Origin of the sequence: Congregibacter sp. (genome assembly GCF_965662665.1) — a bacterium.
Classification (GTDB): Bacteria; Pseudomonadota; Gammaproteobacteria; order Pseudomonadales; family Halieaceae; genus Congregibacter.
The window spans coordinates 35,685-54,456 of the sequence record NZ_CBFIIF010000007.1 but is presented as its reverse complement, the minus strand read 5'-3'; the positions used below and the strand labels follow the sequence as shown (position 1 = coordinate 54,456).

Annotated in this window: 16 protein-coding genes; 4 read left to right on the top strand and 12 right to left on the bottom strand. The window is 56.2% G+C overall.

The annotated features are described in order from the left end of the window. Positions 1-58: 58 nt before the first annotated feature. Positions 59-709, bottom strand: coding sequence for a peptide-methionine (S)-S-oxide reductase MsrA (gene msrA, locus ACTG39_RS04720; protein WP_439106383.1), 651 nt, complete (start codon positions 707-709; stop codon positions 59-61). Between the two features lie 69 nt (positions 710-778). After that, positions 779-1,747 (bottom strand): NAD(P)H-dependent flavin oxidoreductase, encoded by a 969-nt coding sequence (locus tag ACTG39_RS04715; RefSeq protein ID WP_439106382.1) that lies wholly within the window; start codon positions 1,745-1,747, stop codon positions 779-781. A gap of 138 nt (positions 1,748-1,885) precedes the next feature. Between ACTG39_RS04715 and ACTG39_RS04710 the strand changes: the two genes are divergently transcribed. From ACTG39_RS04710 to ACTG39_RS04700, 3 genes are read left to right on the top strand one after another with little or no spacing between them, the layout of a single operon-like run. Further along, positions 1,886-2,470, top strand: a complete 585-nt coding sequence (locus tag ACTG39_RS04710) for a PadR family transcriptional regulator (RefSeq protein ID WP_439106381.1) — start codon at positions 1,886-1,888, stop codon at positions 2,468-2,470. A 46-nt stretch (positions 2,471-2,516) separates the two neighbouring features. After that, on the top strand, positions 2,517-4,187 hold the full coding sequence (locus ACTG39_RS04705; RefSeq protein WP_439106380.1) for an AAA family ATPase: 1,671 nt from the start codon (positions 2,517-2,519) through the stop codon (positions 4,185-4,187). Positions 4,188-4,233: 46 nt separating this feature from the next. Further along, positions 4,234-5,058 (top strand): general secretion pathway protein GspB, encoded by an 825-nt coding sequence (locus ACTG39_RS04700; protein WP_439106379.1) that lies wholly within the window; start codon positions 4,234-4,236, stop codon positions 5,056-5,058. A 74-nt stretch (positions 5,059-5,132) separates the two neighbouring features. Here the strand turns inward: ACTG39_RS04700 and ACTG39_RS04695 are convergent, their stop codons facing one another. From ACTG39_RS04695 to ACTG39_RS04660, 8 genes are all read right to left on the bottom strand, one after another. Next, positions 5,133-6,677 carry a Ppx/GppA phosphatase family protein gene (locus ACTG39_RS04695; protein ID WP_439106378.1) on the bottom strand — a complete coding sequence of 515 codons (1,545 nt, stop codon included), beginning with the start codon at positions 6,675-6,677 and terminating at the stop codon, positions 5,133-5,135. A 90-nt stretch (positions 6,678-6,767) separates the two neighbouring features. Continuing rightward, positions 6,768-7,847: an alanine racemase gene (gene alr / locus ACTG39_RS04690; protein WP_439106377.1), complete on the bottom strand. Its 1,080-nt coding sequence runs from the start codon at positions 7,845-7,847 to the stop codon at positions 6,768-6,770. A 1-nt stretch (position 7,848) separates the two neighbouring features. Beyond that, positions 7,849-8,706 (bottom strand): aminotransferase class IV, encoded by an 858-nt coding sequence (locus ACTG39_RS04685; RefSeq protein ID WP_439106376.1) that lies wholly within the window; start codon positions 8,704-8,706, stop codon positions 7,849-7,851. Further along, a complete protein-coding gene (locus ACTG39_RS04680; protein WP_439106375.1) occupies positions 8,703-9,563 on the bottom strand; it encodes a glutamate cyclase domain-containing protein in 861 nt (286 codons plus the stop codon). The genes ACTG39_RS04685 and ACTG39_RS04680 overlap by 4 nt, the downstream gene beginning before the upstream one ends. Then, positions 9,560-10,492 (bottom strand): biotin-dependent carboxyltransferase family protein, encoded by a 933-nt coding sequence (locus ACTG39_RS04675; RefSeq protein ID WP_439106440.1) that lies wholly within the window; start codon positions 10,490-10,492, stop codon positions 9,560-9,562. The genes ACTG39_RS04680 and ACTG39_RS04675 overlap by 4 nt, the downstream gene beginning before the upstream one ends. Before the next feature lie 5 nt (positions 10,493-10,497). Further along, a complete protein-coding gene (pxpB, locus tag ACTG39_RS04670) occupies positions 10,498-11,187 on the bottom strand; it encodes a 5-oxoprolinase subunit PxpB (RefSeq protein WP_439106374.1) in 690 nt (229 codons plus the stop codon). Continuing rightward, positions 11,180-11,911: a 5-oxoprolinase subunit PxpA gene (locus tag ACTG39_RS04665; protein ID WP_439106373.1), complete on the bottom strand. Its 732-nt coding sequence runs from the start codon at positions 11,909-11,911 to the stop codon at positions 11,180-11,182. Before ACTG39_RS04665 ends, pxpB begins: the two co-directional genes overlap by 8 nt. Positions 11,912-11,920: 9 nt before the next feature. Next, on the bottom strand, positions 11,921-12,712 hold the full coding sequence (locus tag ACTG39_RS04660; RefSeq protein WP_439106372.1) for a putative hydro-lyase: 792 nt from the start codon (positions 12,710-12,712) through the stop codon (positions 11,921-11,923). A gap of 135 nt (positions 12,713-12,847) precedes the next feature. On the opposite strand from ACTG39_RS04660, the gene ACTG39_RS04655 reads away from it, so the two are divergent. Next, complete coding sequence (locus ACTG39_RS04655) at positions 12,848-14,422, top strand: acyl-CoA synthetase (protein WP_439106371.1); 1,575 nt, start codon at positions 12,848-12,850, stop codon at positions 14,420-14,422. Between the two features lie 39 nt (positions 14,423-14,461). Here ACTG39_RS04655 and ACTG39_RS04650 read toward each other — a convergent pair whose 3' ends face one another. Both ACTG39_RS04650 and ACTG39_RS04645 read right to left on the bottom strand, forming a co-directional pair. Further along, positions 14,462-17,515, bottom strand: coding sequence for an efflux RND transporter permease subunit (locus ACTG39_RS04650; protein ID WP_439106370.1), 3,054 nt, complete (start codon positions 17,513-17,515; stop codon positions 14,462-14,464). A 2-nt stretch (positions 17,516-17,517) separates the two neighbouring features. Next, positions 17,518-18,585, bottom strand: a complete 1,068-nt coding sequence (locus tag ACTG39_RS04645; protein ID WP_439106369.1) for an efflux RND transporter periplasmic adaptor subunit — start codon at positions 18,583-18,585, stop codon at positions 17,518-17,520. Positions 18,586-18,772 lie beyond the last annotated feature (187 nt).

Here is an 18,772-nt window from a genome sequence, read left to right as displayed (position 1 = left end):
CGTCTCGCGCTCTTATGCGATAGACGGAGTGCTCAACACGATAAAGTGCGTGCGCTCTTTACTGTGGCGTTGGCTCTTGACCTAACCCCCAGTCCTTGTCACCCCACAGCTCTTCGACGCGTTTGTCACGGCCACAGCCGAAGCGGTAGTACTTGTAGCGCAGAGGGTTCTTCTCCGCGTAGTCCTGATGGTATTCCTCAACAGGCCAAAATCGGCCCGCGGGCAAAATCACCGTGGCGACAGCGTCATCAGGGAACAGGGCATCCACCTCCGACAGGGTGCGCTCGGCGGCGAGTCGCTCCTCATCATTGCCAACGAAAATCGCGGTTTTATAGCTGAACCCGCGATCGCAGAACTGCCCGCCAGCATCTAGAGGATCCACCGTACGCCAGAAATGTACCAGCAGTTCGTTATAGCTGATTTTGTCGCTGTCGTAGGTCACTTCTGCCGCTTCGTAATGACCTTCATGATTGCCTCGGTAGGTCGGGTTTTGCAGCGTTCCGCCGGTAAAGCCTGAGACCACGTCGATCACGCCTTCCAGTTTCGCGAAGTCTGACTCCACACACCAAAAGCAGCCACCGGCAAAGCTGGCAGTGCGTTCCTCGGCCTGAGCCGGGGCGCCCAGAAAAACAGCTGATGTCAGGCCCAGGGCCGTAACGACAGACGCGAGGGTATTGCTCAAAGACCATTGTGTAGCGTGACGGGACATGCGTTTTCTCCAATTAGCTACATCTTTGGCAGTGGAGACGGGGATAGGTTCCCGTCTCCACGACTTTGTTCAGGCTGCGTCCAACAATCGTGATCGGGCGGATGCATATTCAGCTCTCAAGCGCTCCACTAATGCCGCCGTGGGGCCAACGCTCTTAACCGCACCGATACCCTGACCACAGCCCCAAATGTTCTTCCAGGCTTTTGCATCGGTGTTTCCACCGGAGCCGAAATCCATGGCCGATGGATCACTCTCCGGAAGGTTTTTAGGATCCAGCCCCGCAGCCTCTACAGACGGCGCCAGGTAGTTGCCATGAACACCGGTGAACAGGTTGCTGTAGATGATGTCGGAGGAGTTGTAGTCAACGATTGCCTGCTTGTAGGCCTCCTCTGCGTTTGCTTCGTCTGTGGCAATAAAGGCAGATCCAATATAGCCAAGATCTGCGCCCATGGCTTGCGCACTGAGGACTGCATCACCACTGGCGATGGAACCAGAGAGCAGCAGGGGACCTTCGAACCACTCGCGGATTTCCTGAATCAATGCGAAGGGTGAGAGTGTTCCTGCGTGTCCGCCCGCGCCTGCGGCAACAGCGATGAGGCCGTCGGCGCCTTTTTCCACGGCTTTTTTCGCAAAGCGATTATTGATGATGTCGTGGAGAACGATGCCACCGTAGGAATGAATAGCATCGTTGACGAATTCTTTTGCGCCCAGAGATGTGATCACGATGGGTGCCTTGTACTTCACGCACATCTCAAGATCTTCCTGAAGGCGATTGTTTGAGCCGTGAACAATCAGGTTGACCGCATAGGGCGCCGAAGGCGTGTCGGGGTTTGCCGCATCGTACTCAGCCAGCTCCGTGGTGATGCGATCAAGCCAGCGGTCCAGTTCTTCCAGGGGGCGAGCGTTCAACGAGGGAAACGAACCCACGACGCCGGCTTTGCACTGCTCGATCACTAGATCAGGGTTGGAAATGATAAACAGCGGGGCCGCAACAGCAGGTAAACGCAGGCGTGAGGACAGTGACTCTGGCAATGCCATGAAAAACTCCTTGTGTGAAATAAGTGGTCAACGAAAAACGGTGCAAAGATTAGTAGAAGGAAGATCAATATGCAACATTTTGCATAACATGTCGTATGGGTGCACAATAAGCTCTCATCGACGTGATTAGGGACCGGCATGGCCTTACGCTACGCGATTATGACCGCGTTAATAGACGACGAACTCTCGGGTTATGATCTTGCGGGGTCCTTTGACCAGTCTCTGGGGTTCTTCTGGCACGCCTCCCACCAGCAGATTTATCGCGAGCTGGGCAAGCTCAGCGAGTGGGCCTGGGTTACTCGACGAACAGAGAGCCAAAAGGGGCGCCCTGATCGAATCTTGTATGCACTGACAGACCTTGGCCGAGAAGCACTCGACGAATGGGTGCTCACTAAAGATCGCATGCGTCTGCAGGAGACAAAGGATGAGTTGTACATCAAGCTGTACAACCTCTCCGAGAACAACATTGATTATCTGCGTACGCGGTTGTTGGAGCGCCGCGAAGCGATGATGCAACGCCTGTACCTCTACGAACGTATTCGGCGACGACATTACGCCGATCCAAAGCTGCTGCCCCTGCGCCGAAAAGGCGTTTATCTGGCTCTGCTGGGCGGCATAAACGGCGGCAAGCAGTACCTGGCCTGGTGTGACGAAGCCCTGGAGCTTCTGGCTGAAGCAGTTGATGATCATGGTCTTTCTACCAGAGCGGCGGATACGGCATAATGCCCCCTTGGTTTCCGGCGGAAACCACTGTCCTCCAGAGCCCGGTATGTACTACCAGTATTTCGGTTTAAGCGAAGCGCCTTTCTCAATTGCGGTTAACCCGCGGTATCTCTACATGAGCCCGCGGCACCGCGATGCCTTGGCGCACCTGCTCTATGGGGTTGGAGCCGGGGGCGGTTTTATTTTGCTCACCGGCGAAGTGGGCACCGGCAAAACCACGATTAATCGCTGCCTCATCGAGCAACTACCCGAAAACGCGGATATCGCAATTGTGTTGAATCCCGCGCTGGATTCTCAGGATATGCTGGCAACGGTTTGTCAGGAACTGGGGATCAGTTTTGATGCAGAGCATCCGAGCTTGAAGGAGCTCACTGATTCGCTGCACCGTTTTTTACTCGACAACCACGGGGAAGGTCGCAAAACGGTGCTCATGATCGATGAGGCTCAGCACCTCAGTTTTGACGTGCTCGAGCAGATACGCCTACTGACAAACCTCGAAACCAGCGACGAGAAACTGCTGCACATTATTCTCATTGGCCAGCCGGAACTCGCCGCGAAACTCGCGCGGCCAGAACTGCGACAGTTGAATCAACGCATCACAGCGCGCTTTGACTTACAGCCCCTGACGGCTGACGAGACAAGAGCCTACATTCGACACCGGCTCCACGTGGGCGGTATGCCAGCGGGACGGGAGTTGTTTTCTCCTGCACTGGCACGGGCAATTCACAAAGAGAGTCGTGGTATCCCGCGTATCATTAACCTCATTTGCGATCGGATGCTTTTAGGCGCCTACGGTCGTGATAGTGATCGGCTGGATCGTGCGCTCCTTAGGCAGGCAGTAAAAGAGGTCCTTGGCAGTGGGGGCGTAGAGCATAGCCAAGAGCGCAGCGGCGCTCAGGGTCTGTTGTTTGCAGCACTTGGAGTGCTGGGTGTCGCGGCCATCGGCTGGCTGGCGGTAGCCGCACTGATACCCATGATGGATGATGAGGTGGAGAGTGACCTCGCATCGCGTCCGTCGGAGCAAGCCGTTTCCGGCTCTCGGCCCGAGGCAGAGCTGCCGTCTCCGGAGATCCTAAGGCCGCAGCCAGACACTTGGCGTCTATCGCCTGAGGACGGAGCCCGTGCTCTGGGAGCGCTTTATGGTGCGCGAGGACCGATGCTCGCCAACCCCTGTGCCACGGATCTGGATGTCGAACTACGCTGCGAGAAACGCCAGCTCAATAGCTGGAATCAATTACTCAGAGAGGGGCGGCCCGCGCTGTTGAATCTGCTTGATGAGCGCCGCTTCGAGGAAAGAGCGCTTCTGCTGGCTATTGAGGGTGATGCCGCTCTTTTGGGGACATCGTCAGGGACACGACGGGTGTCTCTGGAGCAGCTTGCGCCGCTATGGACCGGTACCGTCTGGCAGTTGTGGCGGCCGTCAATCGGCGTCGACCGAACGCTTAAGCTCGGTGATGCCGGAGACGATGTGGCCAGGGTCGCGATGCTCTTTGCCCGCTTGGACGGACAAGATCAGCCACTCACAGATACCGTCTTTGACGATCGACTGGAGTCGCGGGTGAAATTGTTTCAGCAGGAACACGACTTGCGGGCAGATGGCGTGTTGGGTGAAAAAACACTCCGTGCTTTGTCACTGGCTGTGGGTGATGATCTGGGTTTTTCTGACGCCCGTGCCTGGGCAGATACGCAGTTTGAGCAGGGGGGGCTTGGCTCATGAAGCTATGGCTACGCGGCTTGGTCCTCCATCTGAAACGTGATGACTCATGTCTCTGATACTTGACGCTTTGAGTCGCGCGGAGCGGGAGAAACGTGAGCAGGCGGCGGTAGCCCCGAGCATTTTATCCCAGGAGATCAAGTCTGAGCGCGCAGGCGCAGGCGCAGGGAAGGGCGCTTGGATCCTTGCGTTTACTGTGCTGGTAATAATTGCTGCGGGTGCTTTTTCATTCTGGCTGTTTCGAGAAGAGCCACCGCTGCGACCCCAGCCGGGAGCGGCGAAAAACGCGTCAGAGGATCGCTCCGCTGCAGCGGTGATTTCCCGGGAGAGAGCGCCGCCTCGACCGTCCTTGCCTCCGCCGTCAGTAACCACCTCGTCGCAGCCTCTTTCGATGCCAGAGCCTCAAGAGGAAACTCGGAAAAGCGCTGCTGCGGTCGCAGCCCTCTATGCCGAAAAGCCGGAGCGAGCTGCGGCAGAGCCAGTGCAGAAGTCACAGCAGCTTCAAGCGACGGTCGCCTCCGAAACAATTCCCACGGTGGTTGTTGAGCCGGTAGTAGAAGAAGCGATTGATGTCGAGCGCGTACTTCGCGAACTTCGTGTTGAGGCGGCAAAAGATACTTTACAGCCGCATCCTGTGCCGCTGTTAGAAGAGCTGAGCAAGCAGTTTAAAGATCGAGTGCCGACGCTGATGTATTCTCGTCACGACTACAACGCGGCGGGAACGTCGACCGTGACGATCAATGGCGAGAATCTAAGGCCCACACAGCGCACTCGGGGTGTGGAGGTGCGTGAAATTCTCTCGGACTCAGTGATTCTTCGCTTTGATAGCACGGACTTCAGACTGCGGGCACTGAATAGTTGGGTCAACCTTTAGGCCCAATTTCGGAATCGAACTTTTAAACTCGAACGCTATCAACCCAAAGAAGAAGCGATGGATCGCAAAGGGGCTTAGTTGACCTCGAGACGGAGATCCATGCGCTTAAAAATTTCCTGTTGCTGCTCCAACTCCTGAGCGGTCAACGGATGTTGCTCCAGCCAGTCGCTGGGGAAATCAAGCCGAAGTCCCTTCGCCGAGGCTTTGATGGCGAATTCCGGCAGTTGCTCCAGGGGTTCGACGTATTTAAACAGTGTCGCGAGCCGCAGGAGCGCGACCAGCCGTTGTAACCGCAGCAATAGGGCGCCTTCGCAGTCACCAAACAAACCCTGGCGGATTTTGCCGTGTTGTCCCTCTACCAGCGTCGCCATATCCTCCTGCTCATCCTGGGGAAAGCCGGGGAGATCTGAGTTGCGCAAAAGGTAGGCGCCGTGACGGTGATAATGCTTGTGGGCGATGGCTTTGCCAATTTCCTGGGACAGTGCCGCCCAGACGAGCAGTTCTCTGTCACCGGGTGCGAGATCCCATGACTTATAAGTGGCGTCGAAGAGCATGCGTGCGCGGCGTGCCACAAGCTGGGCGGACTCTTCATCAACGTGATATCGCTGCATAAGCCCTAAAATGCTGCGTTCACGCACGTCTTCATGGCTGAGACGTCCCACAAGGTCATAGACAACGCCTTCGCGCAAAGCTCCCCGGGAGCTGCGCATCTCATCTATCTCCAGAACATCAAAGATAGCCTCGGTAATCGCTACGCCAGAAGCAATGACGGATCGACGGGCATCATTCAGACCGTCAAGGCTGATGTCATCAAAGTGCTTAAACTCCAGGAGCGCCTTGCGCATGCGGTTGAGACCCTTGCGGGTGATCATGCCCTCGGACCATTCCTGGGTGGTGAGAATGCCTTCTATGGCTTGCAGCGTCCCAGAGGAGCCGACGGCCTCTACCCAATGTTTGCTGCGGAACTGCTTACGTATGTGGGAGACCTCCACACAGGCGCGATTGTAAGCAGACTTGTAGTTCGATTTGCTGAGCAAGCCATCTTTGAAACAGTCGCGACTATAGGTGACGCAACCCAGCTGCAGGCTCTCGAGCTTTCGCGGTTCGAAGCGTTCGCCGATGGCGAACTCCGTGCTGCCGCCGCCAATGTCCACCACCAATCGTGACTGCGTGTCGTCGGCCAGGGTATGGGCAACGCCCAGGTACACCAGGCGAGCTTCTTCCCGGCCATAGATTACATCGACGGGAGCGCCGAGAATGCGTCTGGCGGGTTCGGTGAATTTGCGCCGATTACGGGCGCGGCGCAGGGCATTGGTGCCCACGACGCGAATACGCTGGGGCTCAACGCTTTGGAGTAACTGGGCAAAACGGCTCAGGCACTCCAGGCCACGATCGATGGCTTCCTGCGTGAGTTTGTCGCCGTCGAGACCGGCGGCGAGCTGAACTTTTTCGGAAAGCGCCTGGGTAGGGCGAATCTCGTCCTGTTCAATGCGAGCGATCAGGAGATGGAAGGAATTACTGCCCAAATCAACAGCGGCTAGTAGGCTACCGTCTCGAAGGGCTGCGGGGTTATCGCTGGGGTCGGAAGGGTCTTTTTGAGCTGTTTGTGATTCGTCCAAGATTCCGCGTCAACCCATCTTATTAAACAGTTCCCAGTCTATCGAAGAGCAGGCTGGGTCGCACCTAAAAAGACAACACTTCAAGCGTTTCTAGCCCGATGTGATTCGCGGAACACGCTTGGGCATCCCCGCCAACAGTTCATAGCCGATACTGTCAGCGAGCCGGGCAATCTCATCGACGCCGGGATTATCGCCCCATAGCACCGCTCGGGACCCGATGTGTACTCCGGGGTGCTCTGTCACATCGACAGTTATCATATCCATGGACACTCGACCGGCCAATGGCAGACGGATTCCTTCAATGAATACGGGTGTACCATCGGGGGCGTGCCGTGGGTATCCATCGCCGTAGCCCGCTGCGATAGTCGCAATTCGGGAGGGACGTTTAGCTTCCCAGCGGCCGCAGTAGCCGACGCAATCTCCAACCGGCACATCCCTGATACTAATAACTTCGGCACTGAACTCCATTGCGGCCTTGAGGCCTAGCTCCGCGGGCTTTACGTTGGCAAAGGGGGAGCCGCCATAGAGCATATAGCCGGGCCTTACCCACTCTCTGTGGCTTGCCGGCGCACGCAGTATCGCCGCCGAATTGGCCGTGCTTTGGGGATAGCTTGTGTCAACAATCGCATTATCGAAGCACTCAAGCTGCTCAGGGACGCCGTTTTCACCGGGTAAGTCTGCGCTGGAAAAATGCGTACACAGCACAAGATCCGATGCTTTGTTGTTGGCTTCTAGGCGCGCCAGAACCCCGGGAACCGATTGCGGCTTGAACCCCAGTCGGTGCATGCCTGTATCAATTTTCAACCAGCAACGTAGGGGAGCGGGCAAAGCACTTTGTTCGAGCCACGCAAGTTGGTGCCACTCGTTGATGCAGAGGGTAAGGTTTTGTGCAGCGGCTTCAGAGATCTCATCCGCGCTCTGCGGTCCCTCCAGTAACAAGACAGGTTTATCAATGGAGTGACTGCGAAGAATCAAGGCCTCTTCGATGCAGGCAACGGCAAATCCATCTACGTTCCCACTCAGTGCTTTGGCGGCAGTGACTATATCGTGACCGTAAGCATCCGCTTTGACGCAGGCCATGATGCGAGATTGTGGTGCCAGCTCACGCACGCGATGTGCATTGTGCCGAATGTTCTCGGGAGAAACTCTGGCCAGCGTGGGACGGGCCACCCTAGTACTCGTAACGGTGCTGGCTAAATAGTGTTTCGGCCTCAAGCCACACATCGCCGACTTCGCCGCTGCCCACCGGCTGCCCATCGATGGCGACCACAGGCGCGACTTCTTTACTGGAACTGGTTAGCCAGACTTCATCCGCACTGTCGACTTCCGCACGGGTGATCACGCGTTCCTGTACGTCCCGGGAGGAGTGCTTTCTTAAAATGTCCAATAACATCAGCCGCGTGATGCCGGGTAGCTTTTGATGATCAAGAAGTGGCGTTGAGATAGCGCCATTTTTGACAATGAAAACATTGCAGGCTGCGGCTTCGGTAAGTTCGTCATTGGCGTTGAAAAGTATCGTCTCGTGGTGGCCTTGAGAGTGCCCGTGCTGATAATGAAGAACATTTCCCAGCAAGGAGGTGGATTTGATATTGCAGCGCTGCCAGCGAAGATCCCGGGTTGCTGATACCTCATAGCGTTTGGCTTTAGACTTGTCAGCGACCGGGGGCGCGGGAATTTCAAAGGCGTAGGCAAATCGAGTCGCCTCTAGTCCCACGGGCATAGCGTGATTGCGTTTGCTGTCGGCACCGCGACTAATCTGGATGTAGATGCCGAGATTGTCGCTTTCGTGCGATGCCGCCAGCGCCTCGACAATCTCACGCCACTCGCTGTGATCAATAGCCAAAGCCAGCTCAATGGCATCCAGCCCTTCCTGCATGCGTGCGAGGTGGGGGCCAAGTCCGACGGTTTTGCCGCTGTAAACCGGGATGACTTCATAAATACCATCACCGAAGAGAAAACCTCGATCCATGGGAGATATTGTTGCCTCGCTCATGGGCATAAATGCGCCATTGAGATACACCTGATTCATGCTGTTGGACTCTCCCTTGATACATCAAGTTTATTTGCTAAACGCTGTAGATTAGCGAGTAAATCCGCTCCAGCGGAGGTGGGCAAACCATCTTCTGTCAGCGTGTTTTCCCGCGTAACGCCGTCTACGCTGCCCCGATCTGAGAGGTAGCGAAGGGTCTCCTCATGCCGTACCGAAGCCAGCAGTGGGGCCTGTGTCAGCCCCTCTAACATGGCAATCAGAGCGTAAGCACCCCAGTTAGAGACGTCTGCGACGAGAAGCTCGTCGCAGCTGGTGGCCGCAGGGTGAATGTCCAGAGCACTGACGGCTGTTCGAAGTTTACCCATGCCAATCTCATTGCCCCCGTCACCGATCGCTATACTTGGGCAAGTTGCCAGGGACAGATAATAGTCAAATATTGCGCAGCGGTGCGAGATGTCCTCACCGCGCATATTGTAGTAGCGATCGTCGTCGGCGAGTCCTGGTCGTTCGATAGACACCACGACGTCGGGTTTGTGTTTGGCAAGCTGATTCTGCGCTTCGACGCGTCCCTGTTCGAGCTCAAAGGCTTCCAGCTTAATGACCTTAAAGTCAGCTGACAGGACGCTGGCCAAGGGGTCGGCGCAGGCAAGATGGCAGTCCTTACCCAGTTGCTCCAGCGCCTGATAAAGGGCAATTGCACCTAAGGGGCCGTCGGTTTCAAAGGTGTCCAATACAGGGAAACCCGTACCGATGAGGATGCGTTGCCCCTTGGCAAGCAATTCCCCTGCTCGGAGCGAGTATCCAGGTGTCAGGGCCGGGCGCAGCTCGGCCATTTGCCTGAGATCTCTCTCAACCAGCAGCAACTCTACCGCCTCGGCGAATGCAGCGAGATTCATTGCGGTGCGGCTTCCAGCATGCGGGAACGCTCAAAGTTATGCGCAAGGTGCAGGGCGTTATGCGCACCGTGTTCAGAAATTGGCGAAAAGTTAACGGTGTCTCCAGGGCGTAGCTGAGCAAGGGCCGCGCAATCGAGGGACAGTGCGCAGCCGATCTTCGGGTAACCGCCAATGGTTTGTCGATCGTTAAGCAGCGCTATGGGCTGGCCGTCGGCGGGGATCTGTATGGCTCCGGGAGCTATACCCTCAGAAAGAATGCCCTGAATATCACAGTGAATGGCTGGCCCCTCCAGCCTGTAGCCCATGCGATCACAGCGATCGCTCACCGTGTATTCGCTGCCAAAAAAACGTCGTTGTTCAAGACGCGGAAAGTGTTCCTGCTGATAGCCGGGAATCACCCGGATAGTAGCGCGATGGTGATAACTCGGACGCATGCGCGGAGCCAGCCAAAGGCGACGCACAGTATTAGTTTGGTGCACCGGGAGCTTGTCTCCGGCGCCGAGACGTTGCCCGTTAAGTCCGCCGATGCCTTCGCGTACAACCGTGGAGCTGCTGCCAAAACTTTCGGGAATATCAAAGCCGCCGCGCACGGCAAGATAACTGCGACAGCCTGTCTCGCTATAGCCCAGGGTAACTTCTGCACCAGCCGGAATGTCGATCACTGTCCACAAAGGCTGCTCTTTGCCGTTGACACTGAGGGGCAGCGTGGCGCCGGTGACAGCAATCTGAATTTCCGCAGACGCCCGTAATGACAAGCCGCCAAAACTTGCCTCGATGAGCGTCGCGTTGATGGGATTTTGGAGTAAGCGGTTTGCCAAAGACGCTGCAAGAGGGTCCATGGGCCCTCCTGTTGTGAGACCAATTGCGGCCTGAGCGAAGCGACCGCGGTCCTGAAGCAGGCTCAGCAAGCCCGGTTGAAGGACTTCCATGCTACTCACAGACTTCCTCCCGCGAGGAGGAATGCGGATCGATCGATAGCTGTGAAACGCACCCGATCACCCACATGCACCGGCATGGGTTCTTCGGCCAGGGGGTCAAACATTTTTAGCGGCGACAATCCGATAAGATTCCAGCCTCCGGGTGACGGCGATGGATACACGGCAGTTTGCCGGTCGGCGATAGCAACGGCTCCTCGGGGAACGCTTTGTCTTGGTGTGCTAAGACGCGGAGCCGCGATGCGGGTATCGACATCGCCCAAATACGCAAAGCCAGGCGCAAAGCCTATGGCATAAACGCGGTACTCCTGCTCGCTGTGTATATCAATTACTTCCTGGGTTGAGAGACCTTTGCTCAGCGCGAGAGCCTCTAGGTCTGCGCCGCTCTCCGGAGAGTAATACACGGGAATCTCTACCAGCCGACCACCACTGCTAGCGGTGCTGGTGAGCTTTGGCAAACACGATCGAATGCACTGACTGACGTGGTAGCGATCGCTCTGTAGAGGGTCGAAAAGTACGAGCAGCGATGCGTAGGAGGGAATCAGATCAACCAGCACAGAACCCAGCGCGGAGCGCAGCGCGTCGCCCAGTGCCTGAACCTTTGCAGCAACTGCGGGTGAGCTCTCGGTCCCCAGATAAACAATGAGCGCCGATTCTCCGGCGCACTGAATCCGCGCTTTATCAGGCATTCGCTAACATCTGCCGAATTTCCCGAATCGCCTGTACCCCTTCGGCGTTGTCTCCATGCACACAGAGGGTATCGACTTTTAGGGCAAGTGTTGTGCCCGACACCGTTGTTACCGTGGCGTCGCGTGCCAACTGTTCGACCTGCGCCAGCATACGGCTCCGGTCATGTACGGCACCGGGCTTACGCCGTGACAGTAAACGTCCGTCATCGTCATAGCATCGATCTGCAAAGGCTTCGAACCACAGGGGTAAGTTCAGCGCGGATGCCTCTTCTTCATGTCGGTCTGCTTCGGCAGTGGCCTGAAGCATGAGATGCAAAGGTTTTGCATAGTCTGCGATGGTGCGCATGACCGTGGCGCGCACGCTGTCCTTCGCCATCATGTCGTTGTACAGAGCGCCGTGAGGTTTCACGTATTGAATACTCACGCCTAAAGTTTGTGCCATGCCATCGATGGCGGCGATTTGGTAGAGCAGGGTGCTGCGCAGCTCGTCCTCGGACAGCGCCATACTGCGGCGCCCAAACCCCACAAGATCAGGGTAGGCGGGGTGTGCGCCGACACACACCTTGTGCTGCGCAGCCAGCCTTAAGGTCTTTTCCATTGTGAGAGGGTCGCCAGCATGGAAACCGCAGGCGACGTTCGCTTGATCCAGAAAGGGCATGACGTCTTCATCCAGCCCCATGCGCCAATTGCCGAAGCTCTCTCCCAGGTCGCAATTCAACAGCACAACAATCTCCTAAAAAATAGCCAGCTCGGTATTTAGCATGTCTGTGACCAGCATATAACCCGGGCTGTGAGTGATGGCCAATGGCGGCGCTGCGTTTTCAAGCGCCACCTGGGGGGTAACACCACAGGCCCAGTAGAGTGGCAGCTCGCCATCGTTAACGGTCACAGAATCGCCGTAATCAGGGGAGCCTATATCCGCAATTCCGATAGCTGCCGGGTCGCCAATATGCACGGGGGCGCCGTGTACCGAGGGAAAACGACTGCATATTTGAATAGCTCGTATCGCATCGGCTGGCAAAAAGGGGCGCATGCTCACGACCATGTCTCCCTTGAAAGGGCCTGCTTTTTCGCAGGGGATGTTGGTGCGGTACATGGGTACGTTCACGTTTTCACTGAGATTACGAACATCAAGCCCAGCGCCCATCAGAGCCTCCTCGAATGAAAAGGAGCAGCCCAATGCGAAGGCCATGAAATCGTCGCTCCAAAGATCAACAATGTCAGCGCGCTCTTCCACAAATGCACCATCATGAAAGACCCGGTAAGACGGAACGTCGCGACGTATATCAATATCGCCAAGCTTTGGAAGTCCAGCGTCCCCCGGCGCAGCACTGCAGGCAATGAGCGGGCAGGGTCTTGGGTTAGCCTGGCAAAAGCGCAAAAAGTCAGACGCCCATTGCGAGGGCAGTATCACGATATTGCACTGAACGTACCCAGGCGCGAGGCCGGAGGTGTTGCCCGTAAAGTTTCCGCTGCGGATGCTTTCGCGGAGCGCGGAGGGTGACAAGTCTGCCTGTGCTTTCAATATGACGACCTTACAATGAGCTGGGGTTGTGTCCGTGAATGGGGCCTAGAATAAAGCAAAAAGCAGAGTACCTGAGAGAGCATCTTTTCTATAGTATCTCTAGCTATACGAATTAAAAATCCCAAGGAGTTTCTGATGCCTCATCCCAGTGAAACCGCCAAACTTTACCCTCATAAGCCGGCCATTATTGTAGCGGGCAGCGGCACTGTGGCGGGGAGTGACACCACCATGGTGACTTACCGGGAACTCGATGAGCGATCCAATCAGGCGGCGCAGTTGTTTCGGTCTCTGGGGCTGGAAAAGGGCGATCACATTGCTCTGATGATGGAGAATCGGCGGGAATACCTGGAGATTTGCTGGGGGGCTCAACGAGCAGGTTTGATCTACACGACGATCAGTAGTCATCTTCAGGCCGAGGAGACGGCTTATATTCTCAGCAACTGCGAAGCCAAGTTGTTCATTGCCTCCCCCAGGGTTGCAAAAGTGGCGGAAGCAGCCATTGAGACTGCTCAGGGCGTGGACAACCACTTTATGGTCGGCGGGATCCGCGTGAATTTTGAGTCCTGGGAAGAAGCGATCGATGGCCAGTTGACAACGCCCATTGGCGATGAAGCAAATGGCGTTCCGATGCTGTATTCGTCGGGTACCACGGGGCAGCCCAAGGGCGTTTTCGTCGCACCGGAATCGGATGATGTGCACGCACCACACTTTCTCGCTGCATCTTTGGGTGCGGCTTTTGGGTTTAGCGAAGAGACAGTCTATCTTTCGCCAGCGCCGCTGTATCACGCGGCGCCGCTGCACTACAACATGCTGACTTTGTACATGGGCGGTACCACCGTAGTGATGGAGCAATTTGATCCTGAGCAGGCGCTCGCTCTGATTCAGGAGCATCGCGCGACTCACAGTCAGTGGGTGCCGATCATGTTCGTACGGATGCTAAAACTGCCCGAAGACATTCGTAACAAATATGATTTGAGTTCCATGCAGTTTGCGATTCACGCTGCCGCACCATGCCCCATCGAAACCAAAGAGCGCATGATTGATTGGTGGGGGCCTGTCATCGTTGAATATTACGCGGCGAGCGAAGCTGTTGGGGCGACGCTTATCGATTCGCCTCAGTGGCTGACTCACAAAGGGTCCGTCGGTCGAGCCATGCTTGGCACGGTACATGTCGTGGATGATGAGGGTCGTGAGTTACCGCCGGGAGATATAGGCGCGATTTACTTCAGTGGACCACAGGCGACCTTCGAGTATTACAAGGAGCCGGAGAAGACCGCTGCATCCTACAACGAGCAGGGCTGGGCCAGCACTGGCGATGTGGGTTACCTGGATGAGGAGGGCTATCTTTATCTGACGGATCGAAAGCACTTTATGATCATTAGTGGCGGCGTGAACATCTACCCACAGGAAGTCGAAAACCTGCTCCTTACCCACGACAAAGTAGCAGACGTCGCGGTCTTTGGTATTCCCCACGAAGAGTTTGGTGAGGAAGTGAAAGCAGTGATCCAGCCTCAAAACTGGGTGGATGCTACCGATGAAGTCGCTATTGAATTGATGGAGTGGCTGAGGGAACGGCTCTCTCATATCAAGATTCCCCGTTCCATTGATTTCAATGAAAAGCTCCCGCGCCTCGATAACGGCAAGCTCTACAAGCGCCACCTCGTCGAAGAGTATCGAGCGGCGGCGAGAGATGACTCTGGAGTTGAATAACCGAGCGGGGTAAAGCTTCCCACTCCAGACCTAAGCAGTTTATGAAGCGCTTTGGGGGACAGCTGTGTCTGTGGCGACATCACTAAGCGCTTCCTTCCCAAAGGGCAGGTAAAAAACAGGCAGGACAAACAGCGTAAACAGCGTTCCGATGAGCATGCCCCCTGTGATGGTCAGGCCAATTCCAAATCGTGCGTTTGCCCCCGGTCCGTTGGCAAGCACCAGCGGTAGCACACCCAGTACCGTAGCAAAGGTTGTCATAAGAATCGGACGCAGGCGTAAGGTTGCCGCTTGCAGTACCGCGCTGCGTCTATCGGCCCCTTGCTGCACCAGTTGATTGGCAAACTCGACGATAAGAATCCCGTGTTTGGCGATGAGCCCTATAAGTGTCAGCAGACCTATCTGGGTGTAGATATTGAGCGTCATGACTCCCATGGCAATGGGTAGCATGGCACCAAAAATCGAGAGCGGGACGGCGACCAACACGACAAAGGGATCGCGAAAGCTGTTGAACTGCGCGGCTAGCACCAGAAAGATCAGCAGCAGTGACATGCCAAAAAGGATGGGGAAGGTTGCGCTTTCCTGCACGTATCGCCTTGACGCTCCGGTGTAGCCGACACGAAAGCCTCGGGGGGCAATCTCCTGCAATTTGAGTTCCAGAAACTCAAGGCCGTCGCCCAGGGTGTTGGGCGGCATCATCATCCCCTGAAGCGTTGTACTGTTCAGCTGCTGATACTGTGAGAGTGTATTGGGCTCGACTCGGGTACGCAGACTAATGACGCTGGACAGTGGCACCAGATCGCCGCCAGTGGTGCGCAGGTAGTACTTCTCGAGTTCGGATTGGGTCAGACGAAAGTCTCTTCCCGCCTGGGGTATAACCTTATAGCTGCGACCCTCCCGGGTAAATCGATTGACCTCGGCCTCGCCGAGCATCACCGCGAGAGTGTTTGCGATGTCCTGCATGGAAATACCCAGGCGTGACGCCAGTTCCCGATCAATATCTACGCTGATTTCCGGTCGATTAAAGTCGAGACTTTGATTCACAAAAATGAACAAACCCGACTCACGAGCTGCGCGTAACAGCTCTTCTCCAACGCGCTCCACCTCGTCGTAGGCCGCAGTAGACGCAACCACAAAGCTTAGCGGTAGTCCTGAGTCAGACCCGGGAAGTGAGGGGTTACCGAAGGTGTACATCTCCATGCCTGACACAGCGCTCAGCTTGCCTTGCAGTTCCCGCTGTACCTCCTGCTGCGATCGGCTGCGTTCGCGCCAGCTCGTCATGTTCAGGCCGCCAAAGTTGCTGTCCGGTTGTGCGACCTGCCAGGACGACTGAATCTCCGGGATGCCCTTCCAGATATCCACGACCTGATCTAAAAACACACTGACGTAGTCGAGATTGGCATAGCTTGGCGCGGCGCCCACAACGTAGAGCGATCCTGTGTCTTCTTCCGGGGCGAGCTCACGCTGGCTGATTTGAAACAAGGCGGGGAGGCTGAGTAAAATCCCTCCGGTAAACATCAGCACTGCGCCGCGATTGTTGAGGCAGTGCTGTAGTGCGCCTTGGTAGCCGTTGTTCATGCGGTGGAAGAAACTGTCAAGAGAGTCGGCCAGGCGACCCTGCTCTTCGTGTCCCTGTAAAAAACGTGACGCCATCATCGGACTCAGGGTGAGTGCGACCACACCGGACACCAGGACTGCGCCGGCGAGTGTCAGAGCGAACTCGCTGAAGAGGGCGCCGGTGAGGCCGCCGATGAAGGCAATAGGTGCGTAAACGGCCGCCAGTGTTAAGGTCATTGCGATCACGGGTAATGCGACTTCTCTCGCGCCATCGATAGCCGCTTGCAGTGGCGTCGCTCCCTCTTCGATATGTCGGTGGACGTTCTCGACGACTACGATTGCGTCATCCACGACCAGGCCGATGGCGATCACCATGGCGAGCAGTGTCAGCAGATTCAGTGAGAATCCCATGCTCAGCATGATAAAAACCACGCCGATAAGCGACAGGGGTATAGCGACCAGGGGAATCAGTACAACGCGCAGTGAGCCCAAAAACAGGAAGATCACGAGGATCACAATAACTCCGGCTTCCAGCAGCGTGTTGACAACTTCCTGGAGCGCATCGTCGATGGCTACGGAGCTGTCCCAGTCCATGATGAGCTCCATGTCCGCGGGGAGGTTTGCAGCAATCGCCGGAAGAATATCGTGCACAGCACCGGAGACAGAAAGGGGGTTGGCGTCGGGAGCGGTGGTAATAGACATGAATACGGTGTCTCGGCCGCTGGTGGACTGGCGTGATTGGTTGTTCTCTGCAGCCAGTTCTACTTCGGCTACATCCCCCAAGCGTACCTGCCGATCTTCATCCTGGCGTACCACGAGCGCCTGGAACTCCTTGGCTGTGCGCATGCCGGTTACAGCATCGACTGTCACGCGCACCCATTCACCCTCGGTGGCGCCCGCGGTGCTAATCACGTTGTCCCGGCGAATGGCCGAGTTCACATCATTGGCGGTTACATTAAGGGCTGCCATACGGACGGGATCAAGCCAGATGCGCATGGCAAGATAACGGCCGAAAATGCCAGCCTTACCGACACCGTCAATGGTCGCAAGTTCTGGCTGGACGCTGCGTAAAAGATAGTCCGTCACTTGAAAGGGCGTCATTTGATCGCTGACAAAGGCGAGATACATCATGGCATCGCCGCTGCCCGCGGTGGAGATCACCGGATCGAGTACATCATCCGGAAGCTCGTCCCGCGCTTCGTTGACCTTTGCGATGACTTCGGTGAGCACGTTCGAAGTATTTTCGCCGAGGCGCACGTGCACCTGAATAGAAGATACGCCCGGGTTACTGGAAGAGCTGATGTACTCGACACCCCTGGCGCCGGCAATATTGACCTGCAGAGGGGTGGTGACAAAGCCCTGGATAGTTCGGGAGTTGGCACCCGGGTATACGGTGGTGACGGATATAACGCTGCGTTCCAGTTCCGGAAACTCACGCAGCGTAATTTTTCCAAGAGACGCCAGACCCGCAATGAGAATGAGGGCGCTAAGTACGATAGAGAGTACGGGGCGCTGTATGAATACATCGGTGAAACGCATGATCAGATGCCTGCATTCGGGTCAATTTCAACCCGAGCCCCGCGATAAAGCTTATTTTGCCCCGCGATAACTATTCGCTCTCCGTCGGCAATACCGCTAACAATAGCCACGTCCCCATTGTTGGCGGCAAGCGTCTTCACTACCCGTGGGCTGACAAAGAGCCCGTCATCATCCTCTTCGATCACGTAGACAAGATTGCCCTGAAGTGAATAACTGACGGCGGTCTCTGGTACGAAAACGCGCTCTGTTTCTTGATTGAGGTCGATGATCAGGCTGGCAAACATGCCAGGCAGCAAACCTTCACCGTCACTGATAGTCGCCCGTATCTGAAGGTTTCTGGTGTTTTCGTCAATCTGTGAATCTACTGCCTGCAACGTCGCGCTAAAGAGTCGCTCTGGAAAGGCCGCAGTGCGAAGGGTGATCCTCAGTCCTGGCTGCATGAGGGGTGCGTAGCGATCGGGTACCGAGAAATCAACCTCCAGCTGGGAGACATCCTGAAGCGTCACCAGGGGCGTTCCCGCCTCTACGTAATCGCCAAGGCGGACTTGAAAGATACCGAGCCGTCCTTGGAAAGGCGCACTGATACGCTTGTTTTTGAGAATGGCGTCGATCTCGGCGAGTTCAGCCTCGGCCGATTGCAGGTCAGCCCTGGACTGGTCCAGCTGACTTTGGGGGATCGAGTTTTCCTTAATGAGACGCGCATCACGCTGATACAGTTGATCAGCGAGGAGTAGCCTGGCCTCCAGGCGTTTGCGGGTGGCGACTTCAAACTCTTCGTCGATGCCGATTAAGGGCGCGCCGAGTTCGACATTGTCACCGGATCCCGCATGCATCGCCGTGATATCGCCCGTGGTCTCCGCAGTGAGCAATATCCCTTGCGCCGCTCTGATAGTTCCCACGGCATCGATGGTCTCTCGCCATAGTCGAGATTCCGCTGTGCCGGCGGCTATGGTCGCGGGAGGCGCTGCATAGTTCCCCGAGGCCACAGCGGCGAAACGTTGCTGGATATAGAAGGCCGTGCCCCCCAGGAGGAACAGCAGTAGTCCGGCTGCGACGAGATAGGCGCGCAAAGCAGTGTCCTTTTTTTGCGATAGCCGGTCATTGGCTGTGGAGCAGTCCCGGCGTTATTCGTCAGAGTGTAGAGTCTGGTGCCCCTAAATGCATCCCGCTAAAGTCAATTGCCACAAGCCCAAGCGCGTCCATTTGTTACCTTAGGTAATGTTTATGGAGGCTGAAGGTGCGTTATGCTACGCCCAT